The following is a 14,599-nucleotide window of genomic DNA, read 5'->3' as shown; positions in this document are numbered from 1 at the left end:
TCGTTGCTCAGTACGCGTACTGGTCGAGCACGGCGAACTTGTCCGCGGCGCCGCCGTTCGAGACGGCGACGATGCGCCGGCTGATCGTGTGGCCGGCGCCGGCCGCCAGGTCGAGCTTGAACTTGCTCATCGTGAAGTTGCTCTGCGAGTAGCCGGTGAACGGTCCGCTCGCCGCGCTGTAGACCAGGCCGTAGGTCTGGTTGTCCGGGCTGGTTCCGGCTTGCCCGATCCAGCGCTTCGCCGTCGGCACCTGGCTGAACGGGCCGCCGCTGGTGATCGCCGGGAAGCCGGCGACCGCCGACCGCGAGCCCGGGCCGTCGTGGTCCATCGCGTCGCCGGCCCAGACCGAGAGCCCGGCCGCCGACTCGTTGCTGAACGTCGTGTCGGCGGTCACGAACTGCTCGTCGGCGGTCGCCGTGTAGGTGGTGACGATCTTCAGTCCGGGGTGTTCCGCCGAGATGCCGGTCACCCGGACCACCGCCCTGGAGCCGGTGTTCTCGACAATCCGTACGTCGGTCGAGCGGGTCTGCAGTTGCTGCCACGCGTTGCCGCCGACGGGCTCGGCCGTGCTCACGTAGGGCAGGTTGATCCAGTCGAGCTGGTCCGGCTGGCCGGTGATCGCCAGGTCCAGCACCTTGCCGGTGGTCGACTGGTTCAGCTGGGGATCGTTGTAGGCCTTGGCGACGGCCAGCGCCAGCTTGCGGTTCTCGATCACCACGTCCGCCGGTCCGCCTTCGACCAGGCCGCTGGGCAGCCGCTTGCCGATGCTCGCGTCGACGGCGACCGGTGACACCTCGAGGTCCACACCGCTGGCTCCGCCCGGCCCGACCTCGACCTCCCGCGCCGCGGTGGCGTACCCGAGCTGTGCGACCTGCAGGGTGTACGTGCCGGGCCCTTGCGGCAGCGCGACCCGGTAGTTGCCAGCAGCATCCGTCGTGGTGCGGCCGATCGCGGCCCCGTCGCGGACCACGCTGACCGTCGTCGCGGCGGCCGGTGCGCCGTCGGCCTTGCGGGTGACCCGGCCGGAGACCACCGGCCACGGCGTCGCCGACGGGCCACCCGGGGTGAAGGCGTACAGGTTGCCGTCGAAGGCGCCCGCGACCACGGTGTTGCCGCTCACTGCCGGGCCGGCCGACACCCAGGTCCCGATGTTCTGCGACCACAGGGGCTGGCCGGTCAGGGCGTCCAGGGCGTAGAAGCCGCCGCTGTTCGCGCCGACGAAGAGCGTGTCGCCCGCCAGCGCCGGCGAGGTGAAGGAACCACCCCGGTACAGCGAACCCGGCAGCAACTGGTCCCAGATCACGGCGCCGGTGGTGGCGTCGAGCGCGGTGACCGCCCCACTGGGGAAGGACATGTAGACGGTGTTGTCCTTGATCGCCGCCGCCGACGGAGTCGCACCACCGTTCACCAGCGACGGGTGCGTGCTGGTGTAGCTCCAGCGCACCGCGCCGGTCGCGCCGTCCCGGGCGACGATGCCGTTGTTCGACCCGATGTACACCTTGCCGCCGCCGGCCGACGGTACGCCGTCCTGCCAGCCGCCGAGCGTGTCGGTCCCGGTCCACAACTTCCGGCCGGTCGCGAGGTCGTAGGCGATCACGATGCTGCCGTCCTGGTTGCCGACGTAGACCCGCCCGTCGGCCACCGCCGGAGTGCCGTCGCTCATCGTGTTGCCTGCCATCGGGGTGCCCCAGATCCGCCGGCCGGTCTTCGCGTCCAGCGCCAGCAGGATGCCGGCCGCCGCCTCACCGAAGCGGGTCTGGTACGGGAACAGCACCTTGCCGTCGGCAACCGTCACGCCGTAGTACCCGTAGGTGCGCTGGTTGGTGCCCGCCGGCGCGGCCTGCGGGTCGTTGCGCCACTTCAGCTGTCCGGTCTTCGCGTCGACCGCGAACAGGGTGCCCCGCAGGGTCGGCACGTAGACCAACCCGCCCGAAACCGCGACGCTGCCGTGCACCGACGACGGGACCGGGTAGGTCCACAGCTTCCTGCCGGTGGCCAGTTCAACCGCGTGCAGGGCGCTGTTGCCGTCGCCGTTCTCGTCCCGGGTGCCGACGTAGACGACACCGTCGACGATCGCGGGCGAGCCGGTCAGGAACGTGCCCTCGGTCCGGTACGACCAGGCCAGCCGCTGGCCGGCCGGCACCTTGGCCGCCGCGACCCCGCTGTGCGCGGCGTCGCCGTGGTGCTGATTCCAGTCGGCACCGGCGGCCGGCCGGATCGCCCTGTCCGTGGTCAGGGTGAAGTTCGAGGTCCCCCGCCAGGTGGCGCCGGTCTTGTCGGCCGCCTCCACCTCCAGGGTGTGGCTGCCGGTCCTGGTGCCGCCCGGCAGGTCGGCGTACCAGGTGAACTCGCCGGTCGAGCGCAGCTGTTTCCAGCCGCGGTTGTCCAGCCGGTACCGCACCTTCACCGGCGCGTCGGTGGTGTCGTAGGCGTTCACCTGAATGCCCGGGAACCGGTCCAGCGGCACCGAGGTGCCAGGCGCCGGGGACACGATCGTGAGGGCCTTCTCGGCGCCGTAGAGGCGGAACGGGTTGTCGAACGACTTGTTGTCCATGTGCACGAACCGGAACCCGCGCGGCGAGTTGTCGATGGTGTACGAGCTGGACGCGGTCTGGATGTGCTTCGCGGTGCCGGCGAACGCGCTGTTCGGCTCGACGTCGTTGGAGTGCTCGTGACCGACCAGGATCAGCTCGGCCCGGTACTGCTCCAGCACCTTGCCGTACTCGTCGTAGACCGACGGCGAGCCGAACGGCACGTTCATCGGCTGGTGGGTCAGCACGACCAGGCGCTTGCCCCGGCCGGCGTTGCGGGCCAGGTCGGCCTTGACCCACTCCAGCTGCTCGGCGAACGGCGCCGCGCCGTTGTTCTCCAGCACCAGGAAGTGCCGGTCGGCGTAGTCGAAGGAGTACCACTCCGGGCCGACGTGGCGGCGGTAGTTGTCGATCCGCGCCGCGTACGTCGCGCCGGCGGCGTACTCGTGGTTGCCGACGGCCGGCCAGACCGGGACCTTGGAGTTCGCCGTACTGGCCTTGTAGAACTCGAATTCCGCGTCGGTCGCGTTGTTCGTCAGGTCGCCGCTGACCTGGATGAAGGCCAGGTCCTGCCGGGTCGCGTTGATCTCGGTGATCTGCTCCGGCAGCTGCGCGTTCACGTGCGGGTCGGCGACGTTGCCGAAGGTGAAGCCGCCGCCGGCCGACACCTTGTCCCTGCGGAGGCCGAAGTTCACCTTCCGGGTGTCACCCGCGGCGAGTTGGCCGAGGTTGCGCCAGAACCTCGGCGTCATCGCGTCGTCGGTGCCGACCGAGTAGCCGGCCGGCTGGGTGACGAAGACCAGGTCGGCGTTGCGGCGTTCGACGTCGATGGTGAGGCCGTACCGGCCCTGGGCGTCGGTGACGACGATCTGCTGGCCGTCGGAGACACTCACCCCGGCCAGCGGCTTCTCGCCGGCGTCCTGCCGGTGGTCGGCGTCCTCGTCCACGAAGACGGTGCCGGTGACGGTCGCGCTCGGCGCGTCGACGGCGTCGGCGATCACCCCGGTCAGCGGGACGCCGATCACCAGCGCGGCCAGGCCGCCGGTGACGCCGTACAGGAGTTTGTGCCAGCGGGTGGTGGGCGGCCGGTCGGCCGGGGTGCGCGTCGGGCGGATCATGCCAGGAAGAACCTTTCTACGAACCAGAAGAGGCCGGAGGCGGCGACGACCCCGGTCGCCGAACGAACCGCCGGAACCGAGAACCGGCTCCGGCGGACCAGCAGGACCAGCGGGAACACGGCGAGCAGCAGCAACGCCTGGCCCGCCTCGATGCCGAGGTTGAAGCTGAGCAGCGACACCAGCAGGTCGGGGCTGAGCTCGTCGGTGATGCGCAGCGACCCGGCGAAGCCGAGGCCGTGCAGCAGACCGAAGCCGAAGACCACCGGCAGCCGGTGCCGGGTGGAGCCGAGCAGGTTCTCGACCGCGACGAAAGCGATCGAGAGCGCGATCAGCGGCTCGACGACCACGGCCGGCACGCTCACCCCGCCCAGCAGGGTGGACACCAGCGTGACGCTGTGCGCCAGGGTGAACATCGAGATCACCTGGAGCAGCGACCGCAGACTGGTCGCGCCGAGGATGAGGGCCACCACGAACAGCACGTGGTCGGTGCCGAGCAGGATGTGCTCCACACCCAACTTGCCGTACTGCAGACCGGCCGACGCGGTGCTGCTGTCGCCCACGGTGAAGTCGTCGTGCGAGCGGTCCAGCACGGTCCGGCCGGACTGGTCGCCGAAGCGGAACTCGACCAGGTTGGTGTGGTCGTCGGCCACGGCCTCCGCCTCGGCGAACACCGAGTACTGGAGGCGGAAGACGCCCTGCTCCCCCGGGCACGCGTAGGTCAGCCCGAGGTCCGCGTACGGCGTACCGGCTCGGGCTCCGACCGAGGTGCTCGCCAGGTGGGGTTCGCAGGCTGCGCCGTCGACGGAGACGACCACCCGCTCGTCGAGGTAGGTCTCCAGTGCGGGCTTCGCGGCGTCGAGGGCGCGGGCTCGCTGGCCGTCGTCGGAGGCGGGCGCGCCGAGATCGACAGCCCGCGCCAGGACGGCGTACTCGAGGCTGAGCCGGTAGCTCACCTGGCGGCCGTCCTGGTGAACGGTCGAGTAGCCGGTGGACGCGATGACGTGGGCGGAGGCGGTCGGAACCGCCGCGAGAATCAGGAACAGCAGCAGTCCGGCACAAGCCAGCAAGCGGCGCATGGGACCCCATCCCACGCGCTCCCGGTGGCCGATGAGTGACGGCTCAGGAAACTGTCCGACGCCATCACACGGCCACCGGTCACTATCTGCGACCGGGTCGCGCCGACCAGGGGCGGCGCGGGGCTCAGAGCACCGGCAGCAGCTTGTTCAGCTCGAACGGCGTGACCTGCTTGCGGTAGTCCTGCCACTCGACCCGCTTGTTGCGCAGGAAGAAGTCGAAGACGTGCTCGCCGAGCGTCTCGGCGACCAGCTCGCTGTCCTCCATCGCGTGAATGGCCTCGGCGAGGCTGCTCGGCAGCGGCTTGATGCCGAGCGCGCGGCGTTCGCGGTCGGTCAGCGACCAGACGTCGTCCTCGACCTCGCGCGGCAGCTCGTAGCCCTCCTCGATGCCCTTCAGCCCGGCGGCCAGCATCAGCGCGAACGCGAGGTACGGGTTCGCGGCGCTGTCCAGCGAGCGGAACTCGACCCGGCTGGACTGGCCCTTGTGCGGCTTGTACATCGGCACCCGGACCAGCGCGGACCGATTGTTGTGGCCCCAGGAGACGAACGACGGCGCCTCGTCACCGACCGCGAGCCGCTTGTACGAGTTCACCCACTGGTTGGTCACCGCGGTGATCTCGGCCGCGTGCTGCAGCAGCCCGGCGATGAACGCCCGCCCGGTCTTGGACAGCTGGTACTGCGCGCCGCCCTCGAAGAACGCATTCCGGTCGCCCTCGAACAGCGACATGTGGGTGTGCATGCCCGAGCCCGGCTGGTCGCTCAGCGGCTTGGGCATGAACGAGGCGTAGATGCCCTGGCTGAGCGCGACCTCCTTGACCACCACCCGGAAGGTCATGATGTTGTCCGCGGTGCTCAGCGCGTCGGCGTAGCGCAGGTCGATCTCCTGCTGGCCCGGCCCGCCCTCGTGGTGGCTGAACTCGACCGAGATGCCCATCGACTCCAGCATCGTGATCGCCTCGCGGCGGAAGTCGTTGCCGATGCCCTGCGGGGTGTGGTCGAAGTAGCCCGAGGAGTCGACCGGCTCGGGATAGGTGCCCGGCGCGCCGGTGAGCGACTTGAACAGGTAGAACTCGATCTCGGGGTGGGTGTAGAAGGTGAAGCCCAGGTCGGCCGCCTTCGACAGCGTCCGCTTCAGCACGTGCCGCGGGTCGGCGAACGAGGCCGAGCCGTCCGGCATGTTGATGTCGCAGAACATCCGCGCGGTGCCCATCGTCTCGCCCCGCCAGGGCAGGATCTGGAACGTCGACGGGTCCGGCTTGGCCAGCATGTCGGCCTCGGTCACCCGGGCGAAACCCTCGATCGCGGAGCCGTCGAAGCCGATGCCCTCGGCGAACGCGCCCTCGAGCTCGGCCGGCGCCACCGCCACCGACTTGAGGAACCCGAGCACGTCGGTGAACCAGAGCCGGACGAACCGCACGTCGCGCTCCTCGAGCGCGCGCAGCACGAACTCCTGCTGCTTGTCCATCGGCGAATCCACCTCTCCTCGATGCCAACCCGTGCCGGGCCTCACACAGTGTGCCCCGACTCTGTTAAGCAGACGTTACGTGCCGGCCGGGACATCGCGCGCCGGAGGGCCTAACGTTCTCCCGGTGCAGACGATTTTCCACGCCGCCCTGATCGTGGCCGCCCTGCTCTGCACGAGCGACCTGCTGCTCAGCACCGCGCGGTTCGTCCGCTCGGTGCAGCGCCGGCGCCCGGCCGAGCTCGACGTGCTGGGCCGCCGCTGGCTGCCGATCCCCGAGCTCGGTTTCGGCATGTTCGCGTTCTGCTGCCCCGGTCTGGTCACCCTCGGGCTGACCCATGAGGACGGCACCCTGCCGACCCAGCAGATCCTGCTCGCGGCGCTCGTTTTCGGGTACGCCGGGGCGGTGCTGTCCCGGGTGGTCCGGACGCCGGGCCCGGGTGGCCGGCGGTTCCGGCTACGCGCCGGCCTGCTGCTGGGACTGCCGGCGATCTTCGGCCTGGTCTTCGGGCTCTCCGGCGTCGCGGGCTGAGCCGGGCTCACCCTCGGTCGCGGCCGGGTCGGCGGTGCCGCGGCGGTGGCGGAACCACGGCACGATCCGCTCCAGCGGCGCGAACGCCAGCCAGCAGACCACCGTCGGCAGGAAGTGGATCAGCAGGATCGCGGTGTTCGCGACGTGGAAGCCGATGAAGAACAGCGCGCCGACGAGTTGCCAGCGGCCCTTCAGCCAGAGCACGACCGGTGACAGCAACTCACCGATGAAGCCAACCCACTGCATGACCTGCAGCAGTGCCGGGTGATGCAGCAGCCACTCGCCGACCGGGTGCGGCCGTCGGACGATCGCCCAGGTCAAGATCGCGCTGCCCGGCCAGCTCAGGACCCAGCCCGCGCTGCGCAGCTTGGCGACCGCGGAGAGGAAGTAGGTGGAGATGACGCTGATCTGCACGCAGCGGATCGCCCAGCCGGCCGCCTCGGACCTGGTCTGGTCGCCGTACGCCTTGAAGCCCTTCTGCACCGGCTTCACCGTCGGCAGCACCCAGAGCGCGACGACCAGCGCGAGGTGGTCGTGGTCGACCTTGCCGTCGCTCATCCCGATCAGCACCCACCAGGTGAACGCCGGGGCGACGACCCAGCCCGCCAGCCGCGGCAACCGGTTGCTGGCACCGAGCAGGCAGAACACGATCAGGACGACGTACAGGGTGGTGGTGTTCGCCACGGACGGCTTCGGCAGGTCGAACAGCCGGGCCAGGAACAACGGCTGGTAGAGCCCCGGGTGCTCGCCCTTGAGCCGGGTGTCGCGGACGAACGCGTGCATGTCGAGAATGACGAACAGGTAGAGAATCGTCCGCAGCCACGCGATCCGCCCCAGCGCGATCGCCGGCGTGAACCAGTTCGTGACCCGGCCGAGTCGCGACGGCGTGCCCGCGGGTGCCGTCTCCACCACGCTCGCGGCGCTCATCGGCGCACCTGCCAGGTCGCCAGCACCTCGGCCGTCGGCGGCCCTTCAACGCGTCCTTCCACCAGCTGCGTGGTGTCGCGGATCAGCTCGAGCTTCACGTACTTCGGCTGGTCCGGATGCTTGCGCGCCCACCCGTCCGCCACCTGCTGCAGCAACGACGGGTCCTTGACGATCTCCCCGGTCCGCGCCTCGATCTCAGCCCGCGCGACGCCGGCGCCCTCGATGTTCAGCGGCACGTCCACGCTGGTTCCCGCGTCGGTCAGCGCCGTGATCCGGGTGAACGTGATCGACGCGTCGTCGGGCACCGTCATCGCGTACTGCGACATCGGCCCGAACGGCCACACGTCGTCGGTCATCCGCACGGACCCGTTCACCAGCAGCCCGACCCCGACCACGGCCACCACCACCCGCAGCCCTTTGCCACCCCGCCCGAGCCGCACGTCACCCTTCGTCACGCCCGCCATTACACACCACCCACCAGCCCGCTTCCGCGCTGACCGGGACCTGAGAGGATCCCGGTATGGCGACGATTCTGCAGGTGGCGGAGGCGTTCTCGGCGCACCGCTTCTCCGAGGTGTATCCGTTTCTGCACCCCGAGGTGACCTGGACCCTGGTCGGGGCGGCTCGGCTGGAGGGGCGGGAGCAGGTGGTGCAGGCGTGTGAGACGGCGCTGGGGCAGCTCGCGCAGACGACCAGTCAGGTGCTGCGGTTCAAGACCGTGGCGAACGCCGACGCGGTTGTGATCGACACGGTCACCCGGTACGTGGACAAGAAGTGGCAGTCGTCGTTCGTGTCGGCCTGCGACATCTTCGAGTTCACCCAGGGCCACCTGACCGCGATCACGTCGTACACCCAGGAAGTGGACTCCAGCATCCTGGGCTGAAGCTCAGCCGTCGAGGCGGGTGAGGTGCAGCGCGACCGGGGTGGTTCCGCCGAGCCAGACCAGCTGTGCGTGGGTGTCGGTGGTCGTCACCGCGCGCAGGCCGGGCACACCTTCCACGGTGTCCTCGACCAGCCGGGCGGCGAGGTGCTCGACGACCTCGGCGACCTCGGGCCCGTCCTGCCACTCGAGCCGGGCGGTCGACGGGTTCGTCTGCCATCCGTCGACCCAGGTCACCGGGTCGTCGCCGAACAGCCGGGTCCGCAGGGCGTCGGCGACCAGGCCGAGCAGGGTCGCGGCCGGCGTCGCCACCAGGTTCAGCAGGTGACGTTCCTGGTCGGACAGGTCCGGCAGGGTCGCCTGGTCGGCAAGGCTGAGGTTCACTGCGTACTCCGTGCTGTGGTTGCGGCTGACTGCCGGATCGTCCGTCAGCGCCCGGCTTCCGGCCGAGCCGACACGCCGTCGGACCGGCGATCGGCCGTCGCTGCCGAGCCGTACGTGATGCGGCGGACCAGCACCTCGAACGGTCCCCGGTGGCCCGCCCGGCGCATCCGGTCAGCAACCCACACGGTGGTCAGCCAGGTCGCCGTGGCCAGCAACGCGGTCGTGGTGATCGTCAACTCGTCGGACAGGTCGAGCAGGTACGGCGTGAACACCACAGCCCACACCACGGACTGCGCGAGGTAGAAGGTCAGCGAGCGTTGGCCGGTCGCGGCGACGGCGGCGACCACCCGTCCTCGCCGCAGACGCCTGGCGGCGAGGACGATCAGCGCGGCATACCCGAGACCGCCGAGCATCCCGCTGACGTCGTGCAGCGGACCGATCAGGCTGAGCGTGTCTCCGGTGGGCTTGGCGATCGTCCGGGCCAGCATGAGGGCGACCGGCTGGGCGCCCACGACGGCGAACGCGACTCCCGCGACAGCGGTGATCCGCAACAGGCGAAGGTGTTCGGCGGGCCGTTCCAGGATGCGCCGGCGGCCGGCCCACAGCCCGATCAGGAACGGCGCCGCGAAGCCGATCGGCCCGAGCAGCGCGATGAACGGGTGGACCACGATCCGCTCGGCGAGCTGAGTCCCGAAGTCCGGCGGCAGCATCGACCGGTCCGGCGGATCCGCGCTGATCGACAGCGACGAGTCGCCCGGCAACGCCGTCAGCGCGAGCACGACCAGGGCGACAGCCAGCAACCACCGGTCCTTCCACCGGATCGCCCACACCCCGATGAACAGCAGTACGCCGTACGCGCCGAGGATGTCGCCCACGTACAGCAGCATCGCGTGCAGGAAACCGAGCACGACCAGCACCAGGCTGCGCCGCCACAGCAGGAATCTGATCGCCCAGGCGGTCCCGCTCTGCCGCCGGACGAGCTGCGCGACGCCGTACCCGAACAGGAGCCCGAACATCGGGAACGCCCGTCCGTCGACGAAGGTCGCGATCACCCAGGTGACGACCCGGTCGATGCCCGAGCCGTCCTGGGGGAAGCCGCCGAGCACCGACGGTCCGCGCAGGAAGTAGTGCGAGTTCGCCAGCGCGATGAACAGCAGCATCAAGCCGCGGGCCAGGTCCGGCCCGACCGCGCGCTCGGCCACCGCGGTCGGCCCTTGAGAAGTCGTCACCGGACCAGTCAAAAGCTGACCGGTGCGCAGCGCGTCCACGCAAAGTATTGCCGCCGGAAACCTTGGTCTTGTTAAGTCCCGGCCTGGATCGGCGGAGTCGCTGTGGGCGCCGCGGCATTACCAGTAGGGTGCTCCCCGTGCCTCAGCTTCGGCTTGCCCTCGCCCAGCTCAACGTGACGGTCGGCGACCTCGACGGGAATGCGGACAAGATCGTCTCCTGGACCCGGAACGCCGTCGAGCGCGGTGCGCACGTGATCGCCTTTCCCGAGCTGGCACTGACCGGCTACCCGGTCGAGGACCTGGCCCTGCGCGGCTCGTTCGTCGACGCCTCGCAGTCCAAGGTGCAGACGCTGGCGCGCCGGCTGGCCGACGAGGGTCTCGGCGACATCGTCGTGGTCTGCGGTTACCTCGACCGCGCGACCGGTACGGCGATGGGCGTCGACCGGCTCGGCCGCCCGAAGGGTTCGCCGACCAACTCGGCCGCGGTGATCCATCAGGGCAAGGTGGTCACCAGCGCGGTCAAGCACCACCTGCCGAACTACGGCGTCTTCGACGAGTTCCGGCACTTCGTTCCCGGCGACACCCTGCAGGTCGTCCGGATCCACGGCGTCGACGTGGCGCTGGTGATCTGCGAGGACCTCTGGCAGGACGGCGGTCCGGTCGCCGTCACCCGCGCGGCCGGCGCCGGGCTGCTGCTGGTGGTCAACAGTTCGCCGTACGAGGCGAACAAGGACGACGTGCGCGGCGAGCTGGTCAGCCGGCGCGCCCGCGAGGCCGGCTGCCCGCTGGCCTACGTGAACCTGGTCGGCGGCCAGGACGAGCTGGTCTTCGACGGCGACTCGCTGATCGCCGATGCCGAGGGCAAGGTGTTCGCCCGGGCGCCGCAGTTCGAGCACGGCAGCATGATCGTCGACCTGGACCTGCCGGCCGCGACCGGCATCCCGGTCGACGCCCACGAGGGCATCCGGATCGTGCACACGGTGCTGCACGAGGAACCGCTGCCGGCGTACGAGCCGATCGCGGTCGCGCAGGCGCCGCGGCTGTCCGACGAGGCCGAGCTGTACGCCGCGATCGTCACCGGGCTGCGCGACTACGTGCACAAGAACGGGTTCACGTCGGTGCTGCTGGGCCTGTCCGGCGGCATCGACTCGTCACTGGTGGCCGCGATCGCGTGCGACGCGATCGGCGCCGAGCACGTGGTCGGCGTTTCCAACCCGAGCGTGTACTCCAGCGACCACAGCAAGGACGACGCCGCCGAGCTCGCGGCCCGGACCGGGCTGAACTACCGGGTGGTGCCGATCCAGCCGATGGTGCAGCCGTTCCTGGACACCCTCGGCCTGACCGGGCTGGCCGAGGAGAACCTGCAGGCCCGGGTCCGCGCGGTGATCTGGATGGGCCTGTCGAACGCGGACGGCCACCTGGTCCTTGCCTGCGGCAACAAGTCGGAGCTGTCCGTGGGCTACTCGACCATCTACGGCGACGCGGTCGGCGGGTACGCCCCGCTCAAGGACCTGCCGAAGACCCTGGTCCGGCGGCTGGCGAAGTGGCGCAACGCCGACGCCGTCGCGAAGGGACTGCAGCCCCCGATCCCGGAGAACGCGATCGCCAAGCCGCCGTCGGCCGAGCTGCGGCCCGGCCAGGTCGACACCGACTCCTTGCCGCCGTACGACCTGCTCGACGACATGCTCGACGACTACGTCGAGCAGGACCGCGGCAGTGCCGAGCTGGTCGCCGCCGGGTTCGACCCGGAGCTGGTCAGCAAGGTGATCCAGCTGGTGGACAAGGCGGAGTACAAGCGCCGGCAGTTTCCGCCGGGCCCGAAGCTCAGCCACAAGGCGTTCGGGCGTGACCGGCGGCTGCCGATCACGAACGCGTGGCGTGAGGACGCCAGGAAGGCGGCCGAGCACTGACCGGATCCTGGCGGAACCGCCCGTCCTCCGACACCGGCTGGGACTCCTTGTTCGCCGAGGGTTCCGGTCGTTCCGGCCTGCCCGCCGATGCTGTGAGCGATCACTCACCCACGACCGGTGGCGCTCACCCTCCGCAACGGTGGGACGATGAGGCCATGGTTGACAACTTCTCGTCGGCCGGTACCAACGGCGACGCCGAGGACGAGCTGCCGGCGCCGTACGGGACCGGACCGAAGAACCGGACAACCGAGGAGCAGCACCGCTCGGAGTACGGCTACGCCGGGGACGACGCCGGCGACGGCTGGCGGGACCGCGCGACCTCGCTCGACGGGCTCGACCCGGCGCCGTCGCTGCCGAACGCGCCGCGCAGCTACGAACGCGGCCCGGTGCCGCAGCAGCCGTACGTGCCGAAGCCGCCGTTCCTGCCCGGGCCGCCGCCCGCCGAGGACCGCGGCTACCCCGGCCAGTACGCCGAACCGCAGCGCGCGCCGCAGTACGACGAGCCGACGCGGCCGAACCAGTACGACGAGTCCGCGCGGCCCGGCTACTACGACGCGGGCCGCGAGGCCGGTCGCGACGCTGGGCGCGAGGCCGCACGGGAGTCCGGGCGCGATGCCGGTCGCGACCGGTACGACGAGTCGCCGTTCGCGCCGTCGGCGTACCAGGAGCAGAGCCCGTTCCGGCCGCAACCCGGACAACCGCAAACGCCACCGCCCGCGCCGCAGCAGGGGCGGCCGAGTCCGTTCGCTGCCACCGGTCCCGGCGAGCCGCAGCGGCGAGGTCCGGAAGGCGGCAACGGCGTTCCGGCGCACCGCCCGGGACCACCGCAGCCGCAGAGTGGTCCGCCGCCCGCGCCTCGCCCGGCCGGCCCGCCGCCGGGTGGCAACGGCGCCAACGGCCTGACCCAGCACGGTTCCAACGGCACCAGCGGCAACGGCTGGAACAGCGCCGCCCCGACGCCGCCTCCCCCGCCGCCACCGCCGTCGAACGGCCTTCCGTCCAGCAACGGCCTCAGCTCCAGCAGCCCGAGCAGCAACGGGCTGAGCAGCAACGGCCTGGGCGGCAACGGCTTGGCAGGCAACGGCCTCGGCAGCGGCAGCGGCAGCGGGCTGAGTGGCAGCAACGGTCTGGCCAGTGGCAGCGGTCTGAGTGGCAGCAACGGCTTGAGCAGCTCCCGACCAGGGTCTCAGCCCCGTGGTTCGCAGCCCGGAGGTTCGCCCTCTGGTAGCTCGCCGACCGGCGGCACAGCAGCGGGCGGTTCGCCGGTCGCCGGCGGACCGAGCAGCGCCCAGCAGTCGACCGGCACCCAGCCGGCCGTCCCCGCCTCGTCCGCCCCGACGGCACCGCCCGGCCGGCAGCGCCCACCGGCCGACCGCCCGGCGCCGCCGCAGCCCCCGTCGAACCAGTCGAACGCGGCGGTCAACGGCTACCCCACCGACCCGAGCGCGGAGTACGAGAGCAACGTGCCCGAGAGCCGTCCGATCGGCGCCCGTCGCCGCGCCGACGTCCAGCAGGACGCGCCCAGCCAGGTCAGGGCCGAGGCTCCGATCGCCCATCGAGCCCGCCGGGCGCAACCCGGGGTGAGCGACGCCGGCACGCCGGCGACCGCCGCTCCTTCGGCGACGGAGCGGACTTCCGCGACAGAGCGGACCGCCACCGCCCCCACCAACTCGTTGCCCTCCGCACCAGGCTCGAGCACCTCCGGAGCGGCCGGCGCGAGCTCGGCGCCGGGCGATCCCGGCAAGCGGCCGCGCAAGTACCGGATTCACCACCTGCGGGACCTGAAGAACCGCGGCGAGAAGTGGGCCATGCTCACGGCGTACGACCAGTACACCGCCGAGATCTTCGACGAGGCGGGCATTCCCGTGCTGCTGGTCGGCGACTCCGCGGCGAACAACGTCTACGGCTACGAGAGCACGCTGCGGGTCACGGTCGACGAGCTGATCCCGCTCGCCCGCGCCGTCGCGACCGCCGCCCAGCGCGCGCTCGTCGTCGCGGACCTGCCGTTCGGTTCGTACCAGGCGTCGCCCGAGCAGGCCTTCCACACCGCCGTCCGGTTCATGAAGGAAGCGGGCGTGCAGGCGGTCAAGCTGGAGGGCGGCCGTACCGTCGTCCCGGCGGTGGAGAAGCTGACCCGGTCCGGCATCCCGGTGATGGCGCACATCGGCTTCACCCCGCAGAGCGAGCACAGCATCGGCGGGTACCGCGTGCAGGGCCGCGGCGACCAGGCAGCCGGCCTGATCGACGACGCGGTCGCGCTCGCCGAGGCCGGCGCCTTCTCGGTGGTCCTGGAGATGGTTCCCGGCGACGTCGCCGCGGAGATCAGCAAGCGGATCCCGGTCCCCACGATCGGCATCGGCGCCGGCCGCGACACCGACGCCCAGGTGCTGGTCTGGCAGGACATGGCCGGCCTGCGCTCCGGCCCGATGCCGCGCTTCGTCAAGCAGTACGCCGACCTGCGCGGCATCCTCACCCAGGCCGCCACCACCTACGCCGCCGAGGTCGCCACCGGCACCTTCCCCGCCGACGAACACACCTTCTGACCCCGGA

At 71.0% G+C, this 14,599-nt stretch carries 11 protein-coding genes; 4 read left to right on the top strand and 7 right to left on the bottom strand.

Features of this window, described 5'->3' with window-relative positions; genetic code table 11:
* Positions 1–7: 7 nt before the first annotated feature.
* The 3 genes from KFLA_RS12970 to glnA form a co-directional block, all read right to left on the bottom strand.
* Positions 8–3,649: an outer membrane protein assembly factor BamB family protein gene (locus KFLA_RS12970; protein WP_012920247.1), complete on the bottom strand. Its 3,642-nt coding sequence runs from the start codon at positions 3,647–3,649 to the stop codon at positions 8–10.
* Positions 3,646–4,725: a HupE/UreJ family protein gene (locus KFLA_RS12965; protein ID WP_012920246.1), complete on the bottom strand. Its 1,080-nt coding sequence runs from the start codon at positions 4,723–4,725 to the stop codon at positions 3,646–3,648. The genes KFLA_RS12970 and KFLA_RS12965 overlap by 4 nt, the downstream gene beginning before the upstream one ends.
* A 124-nt stretch (positions 4,726–4,849) precedes the next feature.
* Positions 4,850–6,190 carry a type I glutamate--ammonia ligase gene (gene glnA, locus KFLA_RS12960; RefSeq protein WP_012920245.1) on the bottom strand — a complete coding sequence of 447 codons (1,341 nt, stop codon included), beginning with the start codon at positions 6,188–6,190 and terminating at the stop codon, positions 4,850–4,852.
* 124 nt (positions 6,191–6,314) lie between these two features.
* Here glnA and KFLA_RS12955 point away from each other — a divergent pair, with 124 nt between their 5' ends.
* Positions 6,315–6,719, top strand: a complete 405-nt coding sequence (locus KFLA_RS12955; protein WP_012920244.1) for a hypothetical protein — start codon at positions 6,315–6,317, stop codon at positions 6,717–6,719.
* On the opposite strand, the gene KFLA_RS12950 is transcribed toward KFLA_RS12955, so the two are convergent.
* Together KFLA_RS12950 and KFLA_RS12945 are read right to left on the bottom strand one after the other, a co-directional pair.
* On the bottom strand, positions 6,645–7,646 hold the full coding sequence (locus KFLA_RS12950; RefSeq protein WP_012920243.1) for an HTTM domain-containing protein: 1,002 nt from the start codon (positions 7,644–7,646) through the stop codon (positions 6,645–6,647). The genes KFLA_RS12955 and KFLA_RS12950 overlap by 75 nt on opposite strands.
* Positions 7,643–8,110 carry a hypothetical protein gene (locus KFLA_RS12945; RefSeq protein ID WP_012920242.1) on the bottom strand — a complete coding sequence of 156 codons (468 nt, stop codon included), beginning with the start codon at positions 8,108–8,110 and terminating at the stop codon, positions 7,643–7,645. The genes KFLA_RS12950 and KFLA_RS12945 overlap by 4 nt, the downstream gene beginning before the upstream one ends.
* Before the next feature lie 56 nt (positions 8,111–8,166).
* Between KFLA_RS12945 and KFLA_RS12940 the strand changes: the two genes are divergently transcribed.
* A complete protein-coding gene (locus tag KFLA_RS12940; protein WP_012920241.1) occupies positions 8,167–8,529 on the top strand; it encodes a nuclear transport factor 2 family protein in 363 nt (120 codons plus the stop codon).
* Positions 8,530–8,532: 3 nt separating this feature from the next.
* On the opposite strand, the gene KFLA_RS12935 is transcribed toward KFLA_RS12940, so the two are convergent.
* Positions 8,533–8,910, bottom strand: a complete 378-nt coding sequence (locus KFLA_RS12935) for a hypothetical protein (protein WP_012920240.1) — start codon at positions 8,908–8,910, stop codon at positions 8,533–8,535.
* Positions 8,911–8,954: 44 nt separating this feature from the next.
* Positions 8,955–10,139, bottom strand: a complete 1,185-nt coding sequence (locus tag KFLA_RS12930) for a DUF418 domain-containing protein (RefSeq protein WP_237706790.1) — start codon at positions 10,137–10,139, stop codon at positions 8,955–8,957.
* 137 nt (positions 10,140–10,276) lie between these two features.
* On the opposite strand from KFLA_RS12930, the gene KFLA_RS12925 reads away from it, so the two are divergent.
* Positions 10,277–12,049 (top strand): NAD+ synthase, encoded by a 1,773-nt coding sequence (locus KFLA_RS12925; protein ID WP_012920238.1) that lies wholly within the window; start codon positions 10,277–10,279, stop codon positions 12,047–12,049.
* A 155-nt stretch (positions 12,050–12,204) separates the two neighbouring features.
* Entirely contained in the window at positions 12,205–14,592 is a 2,388-nt protein-coding gene (panB, locus tag KFLA_RS39650) for a 3-methyl-2-oxobutanoate hydroxymethyltransferase (RefSeq protein WP_012920237.1), read from the top strand.
* Positions 14,593–14,599: the final 7 nt, after the last annotated feature.

It is taken from the genome of Kribbella flavida DSM 17836, from assembly GCF_000024345.1.
Classification (GTDB): Bacteria; Actinomycetota; Actinomycetes; order Propionibacteriales; family Kribbellaceae; genus Kribbella; species Kribbella flavida.
The sequence above is the reverse complement of the archived record's forward strand: the minus strand, read 5'-3'. Positions and strand labels throughout refer to the sequence as shown.